This window comes from Actinokineospora sp. NBRC 105648, assembly GCF_030269645.1.
GTDB lineage: Bacteria > Actinomycetota > Actinomycetes > Mycobacteriales > Pseudonocardiaceae > Actinokineospora.
Genome location: NZ_BSTR01000054.1, coordinates 36,211 through 53,737, shown reverse-complemented (window position 1 = coordinate 53,737; position 17,527 = coordinate 36,211). Strand labels below are relative to the sequence as shown.

The following is a 17,527-nucleotide window of genomic DNA, read 5'->3' as shown; positions in this document are numbered from 1 at the left end:
AGCCGCAGCCGCCTGCGATCCTGTCGTCTTCACAAACACATGATCAACAGGCGGCTGCTCCACGTCGAACACGGGCCCCACCACACGTTCCCGCAGGTCACAACCCAAATGGCGGCTGCCGTACTAGAGCACCGCGGTGGAGAGAAAGGGCAGGTAAGGGCATCCCCACCCACGGCAAGTTTAGCGGCACTCTCCCCCCACACGAAGCGAGTCCACTAGATCGAGCATCCGTAGCGAGACTTGCGTACCAGCGGGGTCGGCTTCACCGCTGCGGTTCGGTGGGGGTGAGGGCCAGGGGAATTTCAAAGTCGGTTTGTGCTGGTAGCGGCTGCGATGATGGGCAGGATTCGGGTTCGGTCGGCGGCGATGCGTTGCAGGGTGCGGGTGATGTGGGTGATCCCGGCCAGGCGTAGGAGGCCAAGTGCGAGGTTGCGTAGGGTGGCCATGACCTGGGCTCCTGTGCCGGTGGGCGTGTTGGTGGTCTTCGCGGTAGACGACATCGCGCACCCAATGGCTCTTGTTCTCCACGGTCCAGTGCTCGCGGACCAGGCGGGCGAGTTGTTCTGGGGTTGCCGTCTCGGCGGTCAGGCTGGTGACGCCGTGCACGATCTCCTTGGTCAGCCGGTTTCCCAGGTGGTCGAACACATCGCGACGGATTCGGAACACTTGTGCCGCACCAGGGAAGTCGATGCCTTCGGCGGGCGCGGTCCAGATTCCCCGGCGCACGATCCTGCCCTTGCCGTGGTCCTCGGTGACGTGGTGTTCAGTGCCCGGCGCGGCCGCGGGCAGCACCGCGGCGATCCCGCCCAGCAGGGTGAGCTGATTCCCCTTGACCGTGAGCGCGTAGTGACCGCCCCGTTCGCTCGTCAGGTAGGCGGCGGTGGTGTGTTGGGCGTGCGCGGCGTCCCCGGTCACCACCACACCGGCCAGGTCCACACCCGCCAACAACGCCTTCACCTGGGTGATCTCGTTGGTGCCCTCGGGGATCCGCACCTGCGCGATCACGATCGCCTCGCGGTGGGTCAACGCGGAGAACAGCTTGATCTCGCCGCCCTCGGTGCCCGGTCTGCCGGTGTTGCGCAGGGTCTTGCCATCCATCGCCACCGCGACCAACCTCCGCGGCGGCTCGCCGTGAACCTCATCGGTGTTCGCGGTGGCCATCGCTTCGCCGCGCAGCCACATACATACCCGTTCATCGGCGTCGTCGGCGTCAACCTCGTGCGCGATCCGACGCATCGTGGCCGCACTCGGCACCATATGCCCACCGGTCAAGGAGTGAACACGGCATCCCGCCAACGCCAACAATTCCGGCGGCAACTCGACGGCCCGGTCCGCGATCTCCCGGAAGTTCCGGGCACCGGCCAGCACCGCGAGCACCATCACCGCCAGCACCGCACCGATCCGATGCCGCACGCCCCTGGCCATACGCGGGTCGGCCACCCCGCCGAGCATGCCCACCAGCGAACGAAGTCCGGCGACACCCACATCGGGCCGACCGGTGATCAGCGAACACGAATCCGGGGCATGCGACACTGACAACGATGGCCTCTTGTCCAGTGATGATCGTGGCGTGAGAACCGACATCATCGCAGGTGAGAGGCCACCCTCTACCTCCGAACACCAGGACCGGCCGGGTCGGCAACGGACCTCACACCAAGATCACAAACTTTGAAATCCCCCTGGGGTGAGGGCACCTTTCCGCTGCGGGCGGTTTGGGCGTTGAGAGCGCTTTTTCGCCGCTCTTGGGTGGGTGGCAAGGGCGCCTTTCCGCTGCGGTTGGATGGATGGTGAGGGCACCTTTTCCGTTGCCGTATCAGGGTTCGGTGGAGGACCTGGGTCGTGCTCGTACGTGGATCCGCTCGCCCTGTGGACCGAACAGGGCCAGGGTCTCGGTCGGGGTCGTGCCCGGATTGCCGAGCCAGTGCGGGACGTGGGTGTCGAATTCGGCCACTTCGCCCGGCTTGAGGATGAAGTCGTGTTCGCCCAGGATCAGGCGGAGTCTGCCGGAGAGGACGTAGGTCCATTCGTAGCCCTCGTGGACCTGGGGTTCCGGGTCGCCAGCAGGGATGCCGGGTGGGTAGAGGACCTTGTAGGCGCGCAGGCCGCCCGGGCGTCGGGTCAGTGGGAAGAACGTGATGCCGTGCCGGACGAAGGGGCGGGCCGTGACGCGCGGGTCCTCGGTGGCGGGGGTGCCGACGAGTTCGTCGAGGGGGACCTGGTGGGCACGGGCAAGTTGGAGCAGCAACTCCAGGGTCGGGCGCCTGCCCCCGGACTCGAGGCGGGACAGGGTGCTCACCGAGATGCCCGTGGTCGCCGAGAGTTGGGCCAGGGTGGTGTTCCCGCGTTGGCGCAGGGCGCGCAGGCGGGGGCCGACGGCGTCGAGCACGTGGTCCAGGGGTGGCGGGGAGTCCATCCTGTCAATTTGCCATTCCGGCAACAGGATTTGTCAAGCCGCCCGGCCGGACGGATAGTCGGTCGCATGGACATGAGCTACGACGTGGTGGTCATCGGTGGTGGTGCGGCCGGGTTGAGCGCGGGACTCACGCTCGGTCGGTCGCGGAGGTCTGTGCTGGTCATCGACGGTGGCGAGCCCCGTAACGCGCCTGCCGCGCACATGCACAACTACCTCTCGCGGGACGGTGTGGCGCCTGGTGAGCTGCTCGCGGCCGGGCGTGCCGAGGTGAAGGCGTACGGCGGGGAGGTCACCGGGGGTTCTGTCGTCTCGGCGACCAAGACGGCCGACGGGTTCCTCGTCACCTTGGCCGACGGGCGGGTCGCGGAGGGCCGCCGGTTGGTGGTGGCGACCGGGGTGGTGGACCGGCTGCCGGACATCGAGGGGCTGTCGGGTCGTTGGGGGCGGGATGTCGTGCACTGCCCGTACTGCCACGGCTGGGAGGTGCGCGACCAGCCGATCGGGGTGGTCGCCACCGGTGCCGTGTCCGTCCATCAAGCGTTGCTGTTCCGGCAGTTGAGTGCGGATGTCGTCTTCTTCGCCCACACCGCTCCCCCGCTGGACGACAGCGCTGCCGAGCGGTTGGCGGCGCGTGGGATCGCCGTCGTCGAGGGTGCGGTGGTGGCGCTCGACGTCGAGGACGATCGGGTGACCGGGGTGCGGTTGAGCACCGGCGTGGTCGTTCCGCGCGCGGTGGTCGCCGTGGCGACGCGGTTCGTGCCGCGGGTGCCCGAGGGGCTGGGGCTCGATGTGGTGGACGTGGTGTTCGGTGACGAGGTCGTCGGCGCCCGGGTGCCCACCGACGCGACCGGGGCGACCTCGGTGCCGGGGGTGTGGGCGGCGGGGAATGTCGCCGACCCGATGGCGCAGGTCATCAGTGCCGCTGCCGCCGGGACCGCGGTGGCAGCGGCGATCAACGCTGACCTGATCAACGAAGAGACCGCCCTCGCCGTCACCGCCCTGAGGAGCTGAAGATGTTCGACGAGCAGTCTTGGGAAGAGCGCTACGCCGTCGCCGACGCCCTGTGGAGTGGGCAGCCGAACCAACACCTGGTGACCGACACCGCCGACCTCACGCCCGGGCGCGCCCTGGACGCGGGCTGCGGTGAGGGGGCCGACTCGATCTGGCTGGCCGAGCGGGGCTGGCGGGTCACCGGGGTCGACTTCGCCACCCTGGCGCTGCGGCGGGCGGCTGAGCACGCAGCCGCCCGCGGTGTCGGCGGCAAGATCGACTGGAAGCACGCCGACCTGACCACCTGGACTCCGCCCGTGCAGGAGTTCGACCTGGTGACCGCCCACTTCCTGCACCTGCCGCCCGCGGTCCGCGACCCGCTCTACCAGCGCTTGGCCGACGCCGTCGCGCCCGGCGGGACGCTGCTGATCGTCGCCCACCACCCGGAGGACATGCACGGGCCGGTCGCCCGGCCGCACGCGCCGGAGATGTTCTTCACCGCTGAGCAGGTGGTCGACCTGCTGGACCTGACGGGCTGGGACCTCCAGGCCGTCGACGCCCGGGCGCGCCAGGCGCGCGGCCACGAGGGGGACGGGATCACCGTGTACGACACCGTGTTGCGCGCCCGCAGGTCGTACGGCACTGGCTGACCGGATCGATCCCTGATTGGTTCAGACCTTGCCGACCCCGGCTCGGCGCCCCTAACATCGCGTGACGTTGCTCTCTATGAAACGTCCGTTGCGTTCGACGCAACCGATGGGACGGGGTCGAGATGCGAGTGGCACGGTTGTCAGCGGCGCTGGCCGCGCTGGCGTTGGCCGGGTGCGCGCCGGTGCAGTCCGGACCCGCGACGCCGCAGGGCGATGAGCGGTCCGGGCAGCTGCGGGTGTGGCTGTTCGACGAGGTGAACCGGGGCGCCAAGGAGACGGTGATCACCCAGGCCGTCGCCGAGTTCCAGGGCGGGCACCCCGGTGTCACCGTCGACGTCCAGTACATCCAGGTCCAGTCCCGGGCCGAGCGCTTCAAGGCCGCGTTCAGCGACCGCAAGAGCGCGCCGGACGTCGCCGAGTTCGGCAACACCGACCTCGCGGGCTACGTCGCCGCGGGTGGGTTCGCCGACCTCGGCACCCAGGTGGCGGGCTGGGCCGACGGCAAGGACATCGTGCCCGGCATCCAAGACACGGCCAAAGTGGACGGGAAGACCTACGGCATCCCTTGGTACGTGGGCGTTCGTGCGCTCTACTACCGCACCGACGTGTTCACCGAGCTGGGTCTGCAACCACCGTCCACACTGGACGAGCTGGCCTCGCTCGCCCGCCGGGTACGCGCCGCCAAGCCGGAGCTGCTCGGGATCTCCGTGGGCGGCAAGTACGTCTACGGCGCGCTGCCGTTCGTCTGGGCCAACGGCGGCGACATCGCCGAGGGCAAGGGCGGCAAGTACACCGGCGCCGTCGGCTCCCCCGCGGCCAAGGCGGGCGTCGCCGCGTACACCGAGCTGCTGCGCGACGACATCTGCCCGCCCGCCCAGTGCGCGGGCAACGGCGGCGACGCCAGCGTGGAGAACTTCCGCGCGGGCAAGGCGGCGATGACCATCGGCGGCGACTTCAACCGAAAGTCCATCGACGCCAGCGCCGCCGCGGGCAAGTACGCCGTGGTTCCGTTGCCCGGCAAGACTCCTGGCTCCATCGCCCCGGCCTTCGCGGGCGGCAACCTGCTCGGCGTGCTGTCCGGCACCGAACGCCGCACGCTGGCCACCGAGTTCGTGCAACTGTTGGCGGGCAAGCAGTACCAGCGCAAGATGTACGACGCGATGGGCAACCTGCCCACCTTCGCCGACGTGCAGCGGCAGGTGGCCGACGCCGACCCGTTCCTCAAGCCGTTCACCGCGACCCTGGCCAACGGCACCAGGTTCGTGCCGGTGACCCCGGCCTGGGCCAAGATCGATGCCCAGGCCGTGCTCCCGACGATGCTGCAGGAGATCGCGAGCGGCGCCAAGGACGTCGACACCGCGACCAGAACCGCCGCCGAGGCGATGGACGCGGCCTTCGGCTCGTGAGCACGGGTCCCGCCGCGCGCGGACAGGGCCGGACCGCGGCCGCCTACCTCGCGCCCGCGCTGCTCGTGCTGGGCGCGCTGCTGGTCTACCCGGTGTACCAACTCGTGGTCATCTCGTTCTACGACTACGGCCAGGAGCAGGTCAGCGGTGGCGCGCCGCTGGTCTTCCTGGGGCTGGGCAACTACACCGCCCTGCTGGCGAGCGCGCGGTTCTGGGCGGTGCTCGGCCAGACCGTGGGGTTCGCGGCGGTCTGCGTGCTCGGCACCCTGGCGGTCGGCGCCGCGCTCGCGGTGCTGGCCACCAGGGTGCGGCCGTGGGCCAGGACGACGCTGTTCCTGGCCGCGCTCGGCGCGTGGGCGACCCCGGCGGTGGCGGGCTCGACGATCTGGCTGTTCCTCTTCGACGCCAACCTCGGTCTGGTGAACAGCGTCCTGGGCCTGGACGGGTTCTCCTGGACCTACGGCAAGTGGAGCGCGTTCGGCCTGGTGGCGGCCGAGGTGGTGTGGTGCTCGTTCCCGTTCGTGATGATCACCCTCTACGCCGGGATCCGGGCGATCCCGACCGAGGTGCTCGAGGCGGCCACGCTCGACGGCGCCTCCGCCTGGCGCACCGCGCGCTCGGTGGTGGTGCCGCTGTTGCGCCCGTTGCTGATCGTGGTCACCATCCAGTCGGTCATCTGGGACTTCAAGGTGTTCACCCAGGTGTACGTGATGACCAACGGCGGTGGCATCGCCGGCCGCAACCTGGTGCTCAACGTCTTCGCCTACCAGCAGGCGTTCGCCGCGTCCGAATACGGCCTGGGCGCGGCGATCGGCGTGGTGACGACCGTGGTCCTGTTGGTCGTCACGGTGTTCTACCTGCGCGCGTTGAAGCGGTCGGGGGAGGTCCTGTGAAGCGGGGCGTCGCCGAGGCCATCACCGTGGTCATCGCGGCGGTGGTGGCGTTCCCGCTGTTCTGGATGGTGCTCACCGCCATCAAGCCGACCGACGAGGTGCTCTCGACTGCTCCCAAACCGTGGACGCTGCGTCCCACGTTTTCCGCCTTCGCGCGCGCACTCACGGTGCAGGACTTCGGGCGCTACTTCGTCAACAGCGTCGTGGTGGCGCTCGCGGTGGTCGGCCTGAGCATGCTGATCGCGTTCCTGGCCGCCGCCGCGCTCACCCGGCTCCGCTTCCGCGGTCGCGCCACCATGCTGGTCATGCTGCTGGTGGTGCAGATGGTCCCGGTCGAGGCGCTGACCGTGCCGCTGTTCTTCCTGATGCGCTCGGTCGGCGACGCGGTGCCCGCGTTCGGGCTCAACCACCTGGGCTCACTGGTGTTGGTGCACCTGGCTTTCAGCCTGCCGTTCTCGATCTGGGTGCTGCGCGGCTTCGTCGCCGCGGTCCCGGTGGAGCTGGAGGAGGCGGCGACCCTCGACGGCGCGAGCCGGTTCACCTTCCTGCGCCGGGTGCTGTTCCCGCTGGTGGCGCCGGGGTTGGTGGCCACCAGCGTGCTCTCCTTCATCCACGCCTGGAACGACTTCCTCTTCGCCAAGACGTTCATCATCTCCGCGGCGGAGAACCAGACGCTCCCGCTGGCGCTGCAGGTGTTCGTCAAGCCCGACCAGAACGACTGGGGCGCGATCATGGCCGGGTCGACGCTGATGACCGTCCCGGTGCTGGTGTTCTTCGTGCTAGTGCAGCGCAGGCTGGTGAGCGGGCTGGCCGGGTCGGTCAAGGGCTGAGCAGTTTCCTCGCGCGGGGTCAAGGTGTTCCCGGTGCTTACCGGAGTGTGGGAGCCCTAACCGGCAGGTGGGACGGGGTGCGCGGCGCGATTAGCGTGACGGGTGCACGACAAGTCCGGCTCCGGCGCGATGACTGCGCCACACCCCGCAGGAGGCCCCGTTGCCCCGCCACGCCCTGTCGAAGATCACCCCTGTCATCGCGCTGGCCCTGCTCGCCACCGCGTGCGGAGCGTCCGGGGCGACCGACAACACCGCGGCCGCGGGCGGCGCGCCCAAACCCGGCGGCACGCTGCGGCTGGGCATCTCGTCCAATCCGGACTGCCTGGACCCGCAGCAGGTCGGCACCAACGCCGCGCTCAACGTGGGGCGCCAGCTGGTCGACTCGCTCACCGACCAGGACCCGGCCACCGGCAAGATCACGCCGTGGCTGGCCGAGAAGTGGGAGGTCTCCCCCGACTCGACGGCGTTCACCTTCTCCCTGCGCTCGGGGGCCACCTTCGCCGACGGCACCCCGGTCGACGCCGAGGCGGTCCGCACCAACTTCGACGCGGCGAAGAAGCTCGCCGCCAAGGCACCGCTGGCCTCGAGCTACCTCGCCGTCTACAAGGGCTCCACGGTGGTCGACCCGCGCACCGTCCGGGTCGAGTTCTCCGCGCCCAGCGCGCAGTTCCTGCAGGCCAGCTCCACCATGTCGCTGGGCATCCTGGCCCCGGCGGCCTACCAGAAGACCCCCGAGCAGCGCTGCCAGGGCGAGGGCCTGATCGGGTCCGGACCGTTCGTGTTCGACAGCTTCAAGCCCAACCAGCAGATCGTGGTGAGCAAGCGCAAGGGCTACGCGTGGGGCTCGCCGCTGTGGGCGCACCAGGGCGAGGCCTACCTGGACAAGATCGAGTACCAGGTGGTGCCGGAGCCGGGCGTGCGCACCGGCAGCCTGGCCTCCGGGCAGCTCGACGCGATCACCGACGTGCAGCCGGTCGACGAGCCGCAGTTCACCGCGGGCGGCTTCACCGAACCGGTGCGCCCCAACCCGGGGATCGTGTTCCACCTGACGGCGAACACCACCCGCGGCGTGCTCACCGACGAGAAGGTGCGCCAGGCGGTGTCCAAGGGCGTCAACCGCGCCGAGGTCACCGACACCGTGCTGACCAAGAACTACAAGGCCGCGACCAGCATCCTGGGCTCCAAGACCCCGCTGCACACCGACCTGGGCAAGGAGCTCGCCTACGACCCGGACGGCGCGAAGGCGCTGCTGGACGCGGCGGGCTGGGTGCCCGGGCCGGACGGCATCCGGGTCAAGGACGGGCAGCGGCTGCGCGCGGCGGTGCTCTTCTCCGCGGTGTTCAACCAGAACCAGACCGTGCTCGAGCTGCTCCAGCAGCAGCTCCGCAAGATCGGCTTCGACCTGGCGATCGAGCTGCACACCAACGCCGAGACCACCAAGCTCACCAACGCCGGTGACTACGACTTCCTCTGGTACAACGTGACCCGCGCCGACGCCGACATCCTGCGACAGATGTTCTCCACCAAGGCGACCAACCGCTCCAAGCTGGCCCCGGGCGGCGAGCTGGACACGGTGCTCGACCAGCAGTCGGCCACCGTGGACGAGGCGGTGCGCGGCCCGGCGGCCGAGCGGGCGCAGCGGATCATCGTCGAGAAGGGTTACGCCGTCCCGGTGTTCGAGCTGACCCAGGTGCTCGGGGTGGGCCCGAAGGCGCACGGCGTCGAGTTCGAGGCGTCCTCCCGGCTGCGGCTGTTCGACGCCTGGGTCTCCTGATGCCGCCGGTGGTCCGGAGGCTGGGGCACGCGGTCGTCGTGCTGTGGGCGGCGTTCACCCTCTCGTTCGTGATCCTCTACCTGCTGCCCGGCGACGCCGTGCTGACCAAGCTCGGCGCCGCCGAGGCGGGGGTGACCTCGTCCCCCGCCGAGATCGCCGCGCTGCGGGCGGAGTACGGATTGGACGACCCGGTGCTCCTGCACTACGGCAAGCGGTTGCTCGCCGCGCTGCACGGTGACTTCGGCACCTCGGTGAACACCGGGGACGGCGCGACGCACATGGTGCTCACCGCGCTGCCCCCGACGCTCGCGGTGACGGGGCTGGCGCTGGTGCTGGCGGTGCTCTTCGGCGGCACGGTGGCCGTGCTCGGCACCTACACCCGGGTGCGCGTGCTGTCCCGGCTGCTGTTGGCGCTGCCGCCGCTGGGGACGTCGTTGCCGACGTTCTGGGTGGGGCTGGTGCTGATCCAGGTCTTCTCGTTCCAGCTCGGGCTGGTGCCCGCGATCGGCGCGACGGGGTTCTCCTCGCTGGTGCTGCCCGCGATCACGCTGGCGCTGCCCAACGGCGCCATCGTCGGGCAGGTGTTGGCCAAGAGCCTGCGCACGCAGCTGGAGCAGCCCTACATCGAGATCGTCGCGGCCAAGGGCGCGAGCCGCGCACGGGTCCACTTCGGACACGCGTTGCGCAACGCGGCGCTGCCCGCGCTGACCCTGGTAGGCGTGGTGACGGGGAACCTGCTGGCCGGGTCGGTGATCACCGAGACGGTGTTCTCCCGCGACGGCGTCGGCCGGGTGACCACGTCGGCGGTGACCGCGCAGGACGTCCCGGTGGTGCAGGCGGTGATCGTGCTGGCGGCGCTGTTCTTCGTGGCGGTGAACCTGCTGGTGGACCTGCTCTACCCGCTGCTGGACCCACGACTGGCGCGTCCCAGGGAGGTCTCGCGTGTGTGACCCGACGAGTCCACGGACGGTGCGCCGTGCCTGACGTGCGGACCTCGGTGCGCAGCCCCGGTGTGCTGCTGTCGGTCGCGGTGCTGCTGTTCGTGCTGCTGGCCGCGCTCGTCCCCGAGCTGTTCACCTCCCAAGACCCGATCTCGGGGGTGCCCGCCGAGCGGCTGAGCGGGCCGTCGGCGGCGCACCTGTTCGGGACCGACCAGACCGGCCGCGACCTGTTCGCCCGGGTCGTGCACGGCGCGGCGCTGTCGTTGCAGGCCACGGTGTTGGCGGTGCTGGTCTCGCTGGTCGCGGGCGCCGCGCTGGGTGTGCTGGCGGGCTTCCTCGGTGGCTGGGTCGACAGCCTGGTGATGCGGGTCGTCGACGTGCTGCAGGCCATCCCGGCGATCTTGCTGTCGCTGGCGCTGGTGACCGCGCTGGGGTTCGGCACAACCAACGTCGCCATCGCGGTCGGGGTGTCCAACCTCGCGGCGTTCGCCCGGTTGATGCGCGCGGAGGTGCTGCGGGTGAAGACCGGGGTGTTCGTGGAGGCGGCCCGGGCGGCGGGCGTGCGGTGGACCGGGGTGCTGGGCAGGCACGTGCTGCCGAACGCGACCGGACCGGTGCTGGCGCTGGCGACGGTGACGTTCGGGACGGCGGTGCTGGAGGTGTCGGCGTTGAGCTTCCTCGGTTTCGGCGCCACCCCGCCCGCGCCCGAGTGGGGTGCGCTGGTCGCGGGCGGGCGCAGCTTCCTGGCCACCGCGTGGTGGCTGACGACCTTCCCCGGGGTGACGGTCGCCGCGGTCGTGCTCGCGGCGAACCGGCTGGCCCAGGCGTTCGAGCGAGGTGGGCGATGAGCTGCGAACTGCTGGAGATCCACGACCTCGCGGTCAGCTACGGCGAGGTCGAGGCGGTGCGCGGGGTGAACCTGTCCGTGCGGACCGGCCAGGTCGTGGCGGTGGTCGGCGAGTCCGGCTCGGGCAAGAGCACCACCGCGCACGCCGCGATCGGGCTGCTGCCGCGCGGCGGGCACGTGGTCGGCGGGCGGATCACCTTCGCGGGCCGTGACCTGGCGGGCCTGTCGGAGAAGGGCTGGCGGTCGGTGCGCGGCACCGACATCGCGCTGATCCCGCAGGACCCGACGGTGTCGCTGGACCCGGTGCGCCGGGTCGGCGAGCAGGTCGCCGAGGTGCTGCTGATCCACCGGCTGGCCACCCGCCGCACCGCGCCGGGGCAGGCGGTGGAGCTGCTGGCCAGGGCCGGGATCGCCGACCCGGCGGCGCGGGCCCGGCAGTACCCGCACGAGCTCTCCGGCGGACTGCGGCAGCGGGTGCTGATCGCGATCGCGCTGGCCGGGTCGCCGCGGCTGATCATCGCCGACGAGCCGACCAGCGCGCTGGACGTGACCGTGCAACGGGAGATCCTCGACCACCTCGGCGGGTTGGCCGCCGAGGGCACGGCGATCCTGCTGATCACCCACGACCTGGGCGTCGCGGCCGACCGCGCGTCCCGGATCGTCGTGATGTCGGAGGGTCTGGTCGTCGAGGAAGGACCCACCCGAGAGCTGCTGGCCTCGCCGAAGGTGCCCTACACGCAGCGGCTCCTGGCCGCCGCGCCCAGCCTCACGCGCACCCCGTCGCGGCCGCGCCGGGAGCCCGGGCCGGACGTGCTGCTGGAGGTCTCGGGGTTGGTGAAGGCGTTCGGCGACCGGACCGCGGTCGACGACGTCTCGTTCACCCTGACCCGTGGCCGGACGTTGGCCCTGGTGGGCGAGTCCGGCTCCGGGAAGACGACGACCGCCCGGATGGTCGTCGGCCTGGAGACGCCCACGGCGGGCACGGTCACCTTCGACGGCCACGAGGTCTCCCGACTCGCCGGCGAGCGCCTGCGCCTGCTGCGCAGGCGGTTCCAGCTGGTGTACCAGAACCCTTACGCCTCCTTGAATCCCCGGTTCACCATCGCCGACGTGGTCGCGGAACCCTTGCGGGCCTTCGGGATCGGCACCCGCGTGGAACGCCGGGCCCGAGCGGCCGAGCTGCTCGACCAGGTGGCGCTGCCCGCCACGGTGCTGGACCGCAAGCCCGCCGAGCTCTCCGGCGGCCAGCGGCAGCGCGCGGCGATCGCCCGAGCCCTGGCCCTCAACCCGGACCTGGTGGTCTGCGACGAACCCGTGTCGGCGCTGGACGTCTCGGTGCAGGCGCAGATCTTGGAGCTGCTGGTGCGACTCCAGGACGAACTGGGGCTGACGTACCTGTTCATCACCCACGACCTGGCGGTGGTCCGCGAGATCGCCGACCAGGTCGGGGTGATGCACGAGGGCAGACTGGTCGAGTCCGGGCCCGCCGACGAGATCCTGACCAACCCGGTGGAGCCCTACACCCAGCGCCTCCTCGCGGCCATCCCCGGCGGCGACGCCCGGGAGGCTGTCAGGTGATGTCCCCGAGGTAGCGGTCCCCGGCGACCAAGCGTGGTGACACCTATTAGTCCTAATTTAGGACTAACAGGTGTCACTTCAGGATCAGCTGGTGTCCGCAGCCTCGGACGGGGACCGCGGGTCGACATCGCGTGGTCGATCCCGCGGCTCGTCCGGTGCCGGTCTCAGCCCGCCTTGGCCAGGGAGCCGAGGAGCCGCCACGTGCGGTCGCGGTCGGCGTCGTCGAGCAGGTCCGTCTGGGCGAGCACCAGGTCCGTCGCACCGGCGTCGAGGTAGCGGCGCAGCTCGGCCGCCACGGTGTCCTCGTCGCCCGCGACGAACAGGTCGGCTGCCTTGGTGCTGCCGTTGGACTCGATGATCCTGCTGTAGGACGGGATGGTGTCGTAGAAGGCGAAGCGCTGCTCGGCGATCTCGCGGGCGCGGGCCACGTCGTCGGTCACCACGGCCGACACGGCCGCGACCACCTTGCGCGGGGCGCCACCAGCGGCGCGGGTGAGGGCCGGGACGATCACCTCGGAGAGCGCCCGGGGACCGGCGAGGAAGGTCAGGGTGCCGTCGGCCAGTTCGCCGGTGACCGCGAGGGCCCGCGGGCTCAGGGCGCCGACCAGGATCTCGATGTCCGCCGACCCGGGCACGGTGGCCGGGAGCGGGGTGCGGGCGGTGAGGGTCTCCCCCGCGAAGTCCACGGATCCAGTGTCGAACACCCCGCGCAGCACGGTCAGGTACTCGCGCAGGTACGTGGCGGTGTTCTTGTGCGGCACGCCGAACACCGGCTCCACGAACGACTTGGCGCCCAGACCGATGCCCAGGGTGAACCGGCCGCGGGTGGCCGCCTGCGCGGTCTGGGCCTGGGTGGCGACGTTGAGCGGGTGGCGCCCGTAGATCGGCACCACCGAGGTGCCGACCGCGATCTCGGGCACCTCCCGGCCGACCAGGGCCGCCAGCCCGATCGCGTCGTGGGCGAACTGCTGGCTGATCCAGGCCGAGTGGATCCGGAGGGCCGCGGCGGCGCGCGCGTCCCGGACGAGGTCGTCGACGACGGTGGCGGAGGGCGCGGCGGTCAGGACGAGTCCGATGCTCATGCCCTGGCCAACTCGCGGTCAGCCCTCGTGCTTCCCGCGCCCACTATCCGGGATGGACGGCCAGGGCGGGTCCGGGATCTCCTTGTCCAGCACCGGCGCGACGGCCGACTGGAACAGCTCCAGCCGCTCCCGGTGCCGCTCGAGGGTCAGCCCGTCGCGGTCGGCGCTGAGGTGGACCACGGTGTGGCCGAACCGCTCGTGGTAGCGGCTGACCTTGTCGATCACCTGCTCCGGGCTGCCGATCAACGCCGAGCTGCGCTCGACGAAGTCCTCCAGCGTCGGGAACACCGGCTCCATCCCGAGGCTCGCCTGCACCGCCAGCCTGCTCTCGAACAGCGGCCGGTAGGTCTCGAGCGCCTCCTGCGAGGTCTTCGCCACGTGGAACCCCGCCGTGCCCGCCCCGACGACCGCGTCGGCGGGGTCGTGGCCGTAGGCCGCCCACCGCTCGCGGTAGTACCGGATCAGCTCCGCGTACGGGTCGATCGGGTTGGTGACGTTGGCCGAGAACAGCGGGTCGCCCCACTTCGCCGCCAGGTCGACCGACTCGCGGCTGGTGGCGCTGCCGTGCCACACCCGGATCGGCTGCTGCAACGGCCGCGGCAGTACCTCGGCGTCGCGCAACGGCGGCCGGTAGCGCCCCGACCAGGTGACCTTGGACTCCCGCCAGAGCGAGCGGAAGAGCTCGTAGCCCTCGGCGTTGCGCTCCCACTGGTCATCGGGGGTCACGCGGAACAGCTCGCGCTGGGCGCTCCCGTTGCCCTTGCCGATGATCAGCTCCAGCCGACCGCCGGACAGGTTGTCCAAAGTGGAGTAATCCTCGAAGGCGCGCACCGGGTCGAGCAGGCTCAGCGTGGTGACCGCGGTGAACAGCCGGATCCGCTCGGTGCGGGCGGCGATGTGGCTGAGCACGACCGGCGGTGAGGAGGAGATGAACGGCCGCTCGTGCCGCTCCCCCACGCCGTAGCCGTCGAACCCGAGCTCCTCGCCCAGCTCCGCGTTGGCCACCACCTCGCGCAGCCGCTCGGCGGGCGAGAGCAGCTCGCCGGTGACCGGGTCGGGCAGGTGCGTGATGAGCGTGATCAGCAGGTACTTCACCGCGCCGCCCGGTCGACGCCGTCGATGCCATCGACACCGAGGTGCTCGCGCAGCGTCGTGCCCTCGTACTCGGTGCGGAACACCCCGCGCTCCTGCAGCAGCGGGACGACCTTGTCGGCGAACTCGTCCAGCCCGCCCGGGGTGACGTGCGGGGCCAGGATGAACCCGTCGGCCGCGTCGGCCTGCACCAGCTCGTTGATCCGGGCGGCCACCGTCTCCGGCGAGCCAATGAAGCTCTGCCGCCCGGTGACCTGGATGATCAGCTCCCGGATCGACAGGTTCTTCTCCTCGGCCAGCTCCCGCCACTGCCGCGCGATGGCCAGCGGGTCGCGGTGCATCCGCACGCTGGCCCGGCCGCGCGCGACGGTGTGCTCGCCGAGCACCGGGTCGAAGTCGGGCAGCGGGCCGTCCGGGTCGAACGAGCTCAGGTCGGCGTTCCAGAGCTGCTCCAGCAGCTTGATCGCGGTCTGGCCGCTGACCTGCTGGTGGCGGATGACGTCGGCGCGCTCCTGGGCGTCGGCGTCGGTGTCGGCGAGCACGAAGGTGGCCGCGGGCAGGATCACCAGCTGCTCGGGGGTCCGGCCGTACTTCGCCAGCCTGCCCTTGACGTCGCGGTAGAACTCCTGCCCCGCCTCCAGCGTCCGCTGCCCGGCGAAGATCGCGTCGGCCGCCTCGGCGGCGAACTCGCGGCCCTCGTCGGAGTCGCCCGCCTGCAGGATCACCGGCCTGCCCTGCGGCGAGCGCGGCACCGAGAACCGGCCCTCGATGTCGAAGTGCTCGTCGTGGTGGGCGAACGCCCCCGCGTTGTCGTCGCGCAGGTACACCCCGGACTCGCGGTCGGCGGCGATCTCGTCACCGCGCCACGAGTCGAACAGCTCCCACGCGGTCTTGAGGAACGTCTTGGCCCGCGCGTAGCGCTGGTCCTGCGGCAGGAACCCGCCGCGGCGGAAGTTCTCCCCGGTGAAGGCGTCCCACGAGGTCACCACGTTCCACGCCGCGCGCCCGGCGGAGAGGTGGTCGAGCGAGGCGAACTGCCGTGCCACGTCGAACGGCTCGTTGAACGTCGAGTTGATCGTGCCCGCCAACCCCAGCCGCTCGGTGACCGCGGCGAGCCCGGCCAGCACGGTGAAGGTGTCCGGGCGCCCGACGACGTCCAGGTCGTAGATCAGCCCGCCCTGCTCGCGCAGCCGCAGGCCCTCGGCGAGGAAGAACAGGTCGAACTTGGCCCGCTCGGCGGTCTGCGCGAGCTTGACGAACGAGCTGAACTCGATGTGGCTGCCCGCCCGCGGGTCGCTCCACACGGTCGTGTTGTTCACGCCCGGGAAGTGCGCGGCGAGGTGCACCTGCTTGACTGGCTTGGACATCCGGGAACTCCCCCTCAGGCGGCGTAGCGGTTGGCGGGCCGGGCCAGACCGAGCAGCCCGCGCAGCGTGTCGGCCTCGTAGTCGGTGCGGAACGCGCCACGGCCGCGCAGGGCGGGCACCAGGCCGTCGGTGATCCCAGTCAGGTCGTGCGGGACGGCGCCGGGGCGCAGCCGGAACCCGGACAGGCCTGCGGCGTGCCAGTCGAGCAGCAGGTCGGCGAGGTCCTCGGGGGTGCCGGTGAAGATGTGGGCGTCCGAGCCGTACTCGGCACCGGCGCGCTCGTCCAACCGCGCCTTGCGGTCGCGGGCGGCCTGGGTGGTCTCGCCGAGGAAGACCACGAGGTCACCGAAGACGTGCACGGTGTCCTGCGCCCGGCCCGCCTTCTCCTGCTCGGCGCGCACCAGGTCGACCGTGGTGTCGACGTCGGCGCGGTCCCGCGGGGTCACGTAGACGACATCGGCCACCCGCGCCCCGAGCCGCGACGGTGTGGCACCGTGCGCCAGCGAGCTGACGACCGGCTGCCCCTGCGGCGGGCGGGGGGTGATCGAGGGCCCCTTGACCGAGAACCAGCGACCCTCGAAGTCGATGTAGTGCAGCTTGTCCCGGTCGACGAACCGCCCGGTGGCCGCGTCCCGGATCTCCGCGTCGTCCTCCCAGGAGTCCCACAGCCGACGCAGCACCTCGACGTAGTCGGCGGCCTCGTCGAACAGGTCGGCGATCGGACTGGCCGCGGTCGACTCCCGCGCCTGGGCCAGGTCGACGGCCCCGAGCTCGCGGCGCCCGAAGTGCCGGTTCTCGTCCTCGAACGGCGCCACCCGCACCCGCACACCCGCCCGCCCGGTGCTGACGTAGTCGAGCGTCGCGATCGCCTTGGACACGTGGAACGGCTCGGTGTGGGTGACCACGGCGGTCGGCACCAGCCCGATCCTGCTGGTCAACGGCGCCACCCGGGCAGCGGTCAGCACGGCGTCCAGCCTGCCCTGCACCCGCCGCGGCCCGTCGGTGGCCGGGTTGTAGATGTCGCGCTGCAAGGCCAGGGAGTCCTCCAACGTGACGAAGTCCAACTTGGCCGCCTCGGCCTGCCGGACCACGTCGACCCAGTAACCGGCACTGAACAACTCGTCCGTACGCGCCTCAGGCTCCCGCCAGGCGGCCGGGTGCCACCCGACCCCGTCCAACGCCACGGCGAGATGCGGTCCTCGTGTCACGCCTTCCCCCTGTCCCTAGCCGATGACCGGATTGTGCGTCGACCACACCCGCCCAGTCACCGACGGCCAGTTGCTGGGACGACCACACGAACCGGGAATAAACCGTGCCCGGTCGACGACACCGCCCACCACGGTCATCACGAAACAAGACCGCCGTAGAGACAAGGCCGCAGGTGCCGAGGACGGCCAACCAGCACCACGGCCTGCCGTAGCCCGACGAAGGCAACGCCCCCACCCAACTGCTCGATGGGGTGGAGTGGCTTTGTTTGGGGAGAAAAGAGGCGCTAGCCTGGCCCCGGCGTGGGTGATCCCTTCCCCACCCGCTTCACCCCGGCGCCTCTTTTCTTAGGGGCCCCAAACAAAGCCACTCCACCCCATCGAGCACACCCACCAAAGCAAGCCCCGGGCTGACACCCCCAGCAAGGCCCCAGGCTGCCCGGAAGCAAGCCCCGAGCA

Annotated in this window: 15 protein-coding genes; 9 read left to right on the top strand and 6 right to left on the bottom strand. The window is 71.0% G+C overall.

Going from position 1 to position 17,527, the window contains the following annotated elements; genetic code table 11:
- Window positions 1-180: 180 nt before the first annotated feature.
- Together QSK30_RS31385 and QSK30_RS31380 are read right to left on the bottom strand one after the other, a co-directional pair.
- Window positions 181-1,533 carry an ISAs1 family transposase gene (locus QSK30_RS31385; protein ID WP_285508451.1) on the bottom strand — a complete coding sequence of 451 codons (1,353 nt, stop codon included), beginning with the start codon at window positions 1,531-1,533 and terminating at the stop codon, window positions 181-183.
- Window positions 1,534-1,813: 280 nt separating this feature from the next.
- On the bottom strand, window positions 1,814-2,413 hold the full coding sequence (locus QSK30_RS31380; protein ID WP_285508449.1) for a helix-turn-helix domain-containing protein: 600 nt from the start codon (window positions 2,411-2,413) through the stop codon (window positions 1,814-1,816).
- 66 nt (window positions 2,414-2,479) lie between these two features.
- Between QSK30_RS31380 and QSK30_RS31375 the strand changes: the two genes are divergently transcribed.
- The 9 genes from QSK30_RS31375 to QSK30_RS31335 all read left to right on the top strand — a co-directional run bounded on the left by QSK30_RS31375 (window position 2,480) and on the right by QSK30_RS31335 (window position 12,322).
- The gene (locus tag QSK30_RS31375) at window positions 2,480-3,424 is read left to right on the top strand and encodes an NAD(P)/FAD-dependent oxidoreductase (protein ID WP_285508447.1); all 945 of its coding nucleotides are present in this window, start codon (window positions 2,480-2,482) and stop codon (window positions 3,422-3,424) included.
- 2 nt (window positions 3,425-3,426) lie between these two features.
- The gene (locus tag QSK30_RS31370) at window positions 3,427-4,053 is read left to right on the top strand and encodes a class I SAM-dependent methyltransferase (protein ID WP_285508446.1); all 627 of its coding nucleotides are present in this window, start codon (window positions 3,427-3,429) and stop codon (window positions 4,051-4,053) included.
- Window positions 4,054-4,175: 122 nt separating this feature from the next.
- Complete coding sequence (locus QSK30_RS31365) at window positions 4,176-5,459, top strand: extracellular solute-binding protein (RefSeq protein ID WP_285508444.1); 1,284 nt, start codon at window positions 4,176-4,178, stop codon at window positions 5,457-5,459.
- A complete protein-coding gene (locus tag QSK30_RS31360; protein ID WP_285508442.1) occupies window positions 5,456-6,352 on the top strand; it encodes a carbohydrate ABC transporter permease in 897 nt (298 codons plus the stop codon). Before QSK30_RS31365 ends, QSK30_RS31360 begins: the two co-directional genes overlap by 4 nt.
- Entirely contained in the window at window positions 6,349-7,182 is an 834-nt protein-coding gene (locus QSK30_RS31355) for a carbohydrate ABC transporter permease (protein WP_285508440.1), read from the top strand. Before QSK30_RS31360 ends, QSK30_RS31355 begins: the two co-directional genes overlap by 4 nt.
- 160 nt (window positions 7,183-7,342) lie before the next feature.
- Entirely contained in the window at window positions 7,343-8,956 is a 1,614-nt protein-coding gene (locus QSK30_RS31350; protein ID WP_285508439.1) for an ABC transporter substrate-binding protein, read from the top strand.
- Window positions 8,956-9,906 (top strand): ABC transporter permease, encoded by a 951-nt coding sequence (locus QSK30_RS31345; protein WP_285508438.1) that lies wholly within the window; start codon window positions 8,956-8,958, stop codon window positions 9,904-9,906. The genes QSK30_RS31350 and QSK30_RS31345 overlap by 1 nt, the downstream gene beginning before the upstream one ends.
- Before the next feature lie 26 nt (window positions 9,907-9,932).
- Window positions 9,933-10,745 carry an ABC transporter permease gene (locus QSK30_RS31340; protein WP_285508437.1) on the top strand — a complete coding sequence of 271 codons (813 nt, stop codon included), beginning with the start codon at window positions 9,933-9,935 and terminating at the stop codon, window positions 10,743-10,745.
- Window positions 10,742-12,322: a dipeptide ABC transporter ATP-binding protein gene (locus QSK30_RS31335; protein ID WP_285508435.1), complete on the top strand. Its 1,581-nt coding sequence runs from the start codon at window positions 10,742-10,744 to the stop codon at window positions 12,320-12,322. Before QSK30_RS31340 ends, QSK30_RS31335 begins: the two co-directional genes overlap by 4 nt.
- Window positions 12,323-12,486: 164 nt before the next feature.
- On the opposite strand, the gene QSK30_RS31330 is transcribed toward QSK30_RS31335, so the two are convergent.
- From QSK30_RS31330 to QSK30_RS31315, 4 genes are read right to left on the bottom strand one after another with little or no spacing between them, the layout of a single operon-like run.
- Window positions 12,487-13,404, bottom strand: a complete 918-nt coding sequence (locus QSK30_RS31330; RefSeq protein ID WP_285508434.1) for a TIGR03564 family F420-dependent LLM class oxidoreductase — start codon at window positions 13,402-13,404, stop codon at window positions 12,487-12,489.
- Window positions 13,405-13,422: 18 nt separating this feature from the next.
- On the bottom strand, window positions 13,423-14,499 hold the full coding sequence (locus QSK30_RS31325) for an LLM class flavin-dependent oxidoreductase (protein WP_285508432.1): 1,077 nt from the start codon (window positions 14,497-14,499) through the stop codon (window positions 13,423-13,425).
- Window positions 14,496-15,863: an NtaA/DmoA family FMN-dependent monooxygenase gene (locus tag QSK30_RS31320; RefSeq protein ID WP_285508430.1), complete on the bottom strand. Its 1,368-nt coding sequence runs from the start codon at window positions 15,861-15,863 to the stop codon at window positions 14,496-14,498. Before QSK30_RS31320 ends, QSK30_RS31325 begins: the two co-directional genes overlap by 4 nt.
- A 14-nt stretch (window positions 15,864-15,877) precedes the next feature.
- The gene (locus QSK30_RS31315; RefSeq protein ID WP_285508428.1) at window positions 15,878-17,071 is read right to left on the bottom strand and encodes an LLM class flavin-dependent oxidoreductase; all 1,194 of its coding nucleotides are present in this window, start codon (window positions 17,069-17,071) and stop codon (window positions 15,878-15,880) included.
- Window positions 17,072-17,527 lie beyond the last annotated feature (456 nt).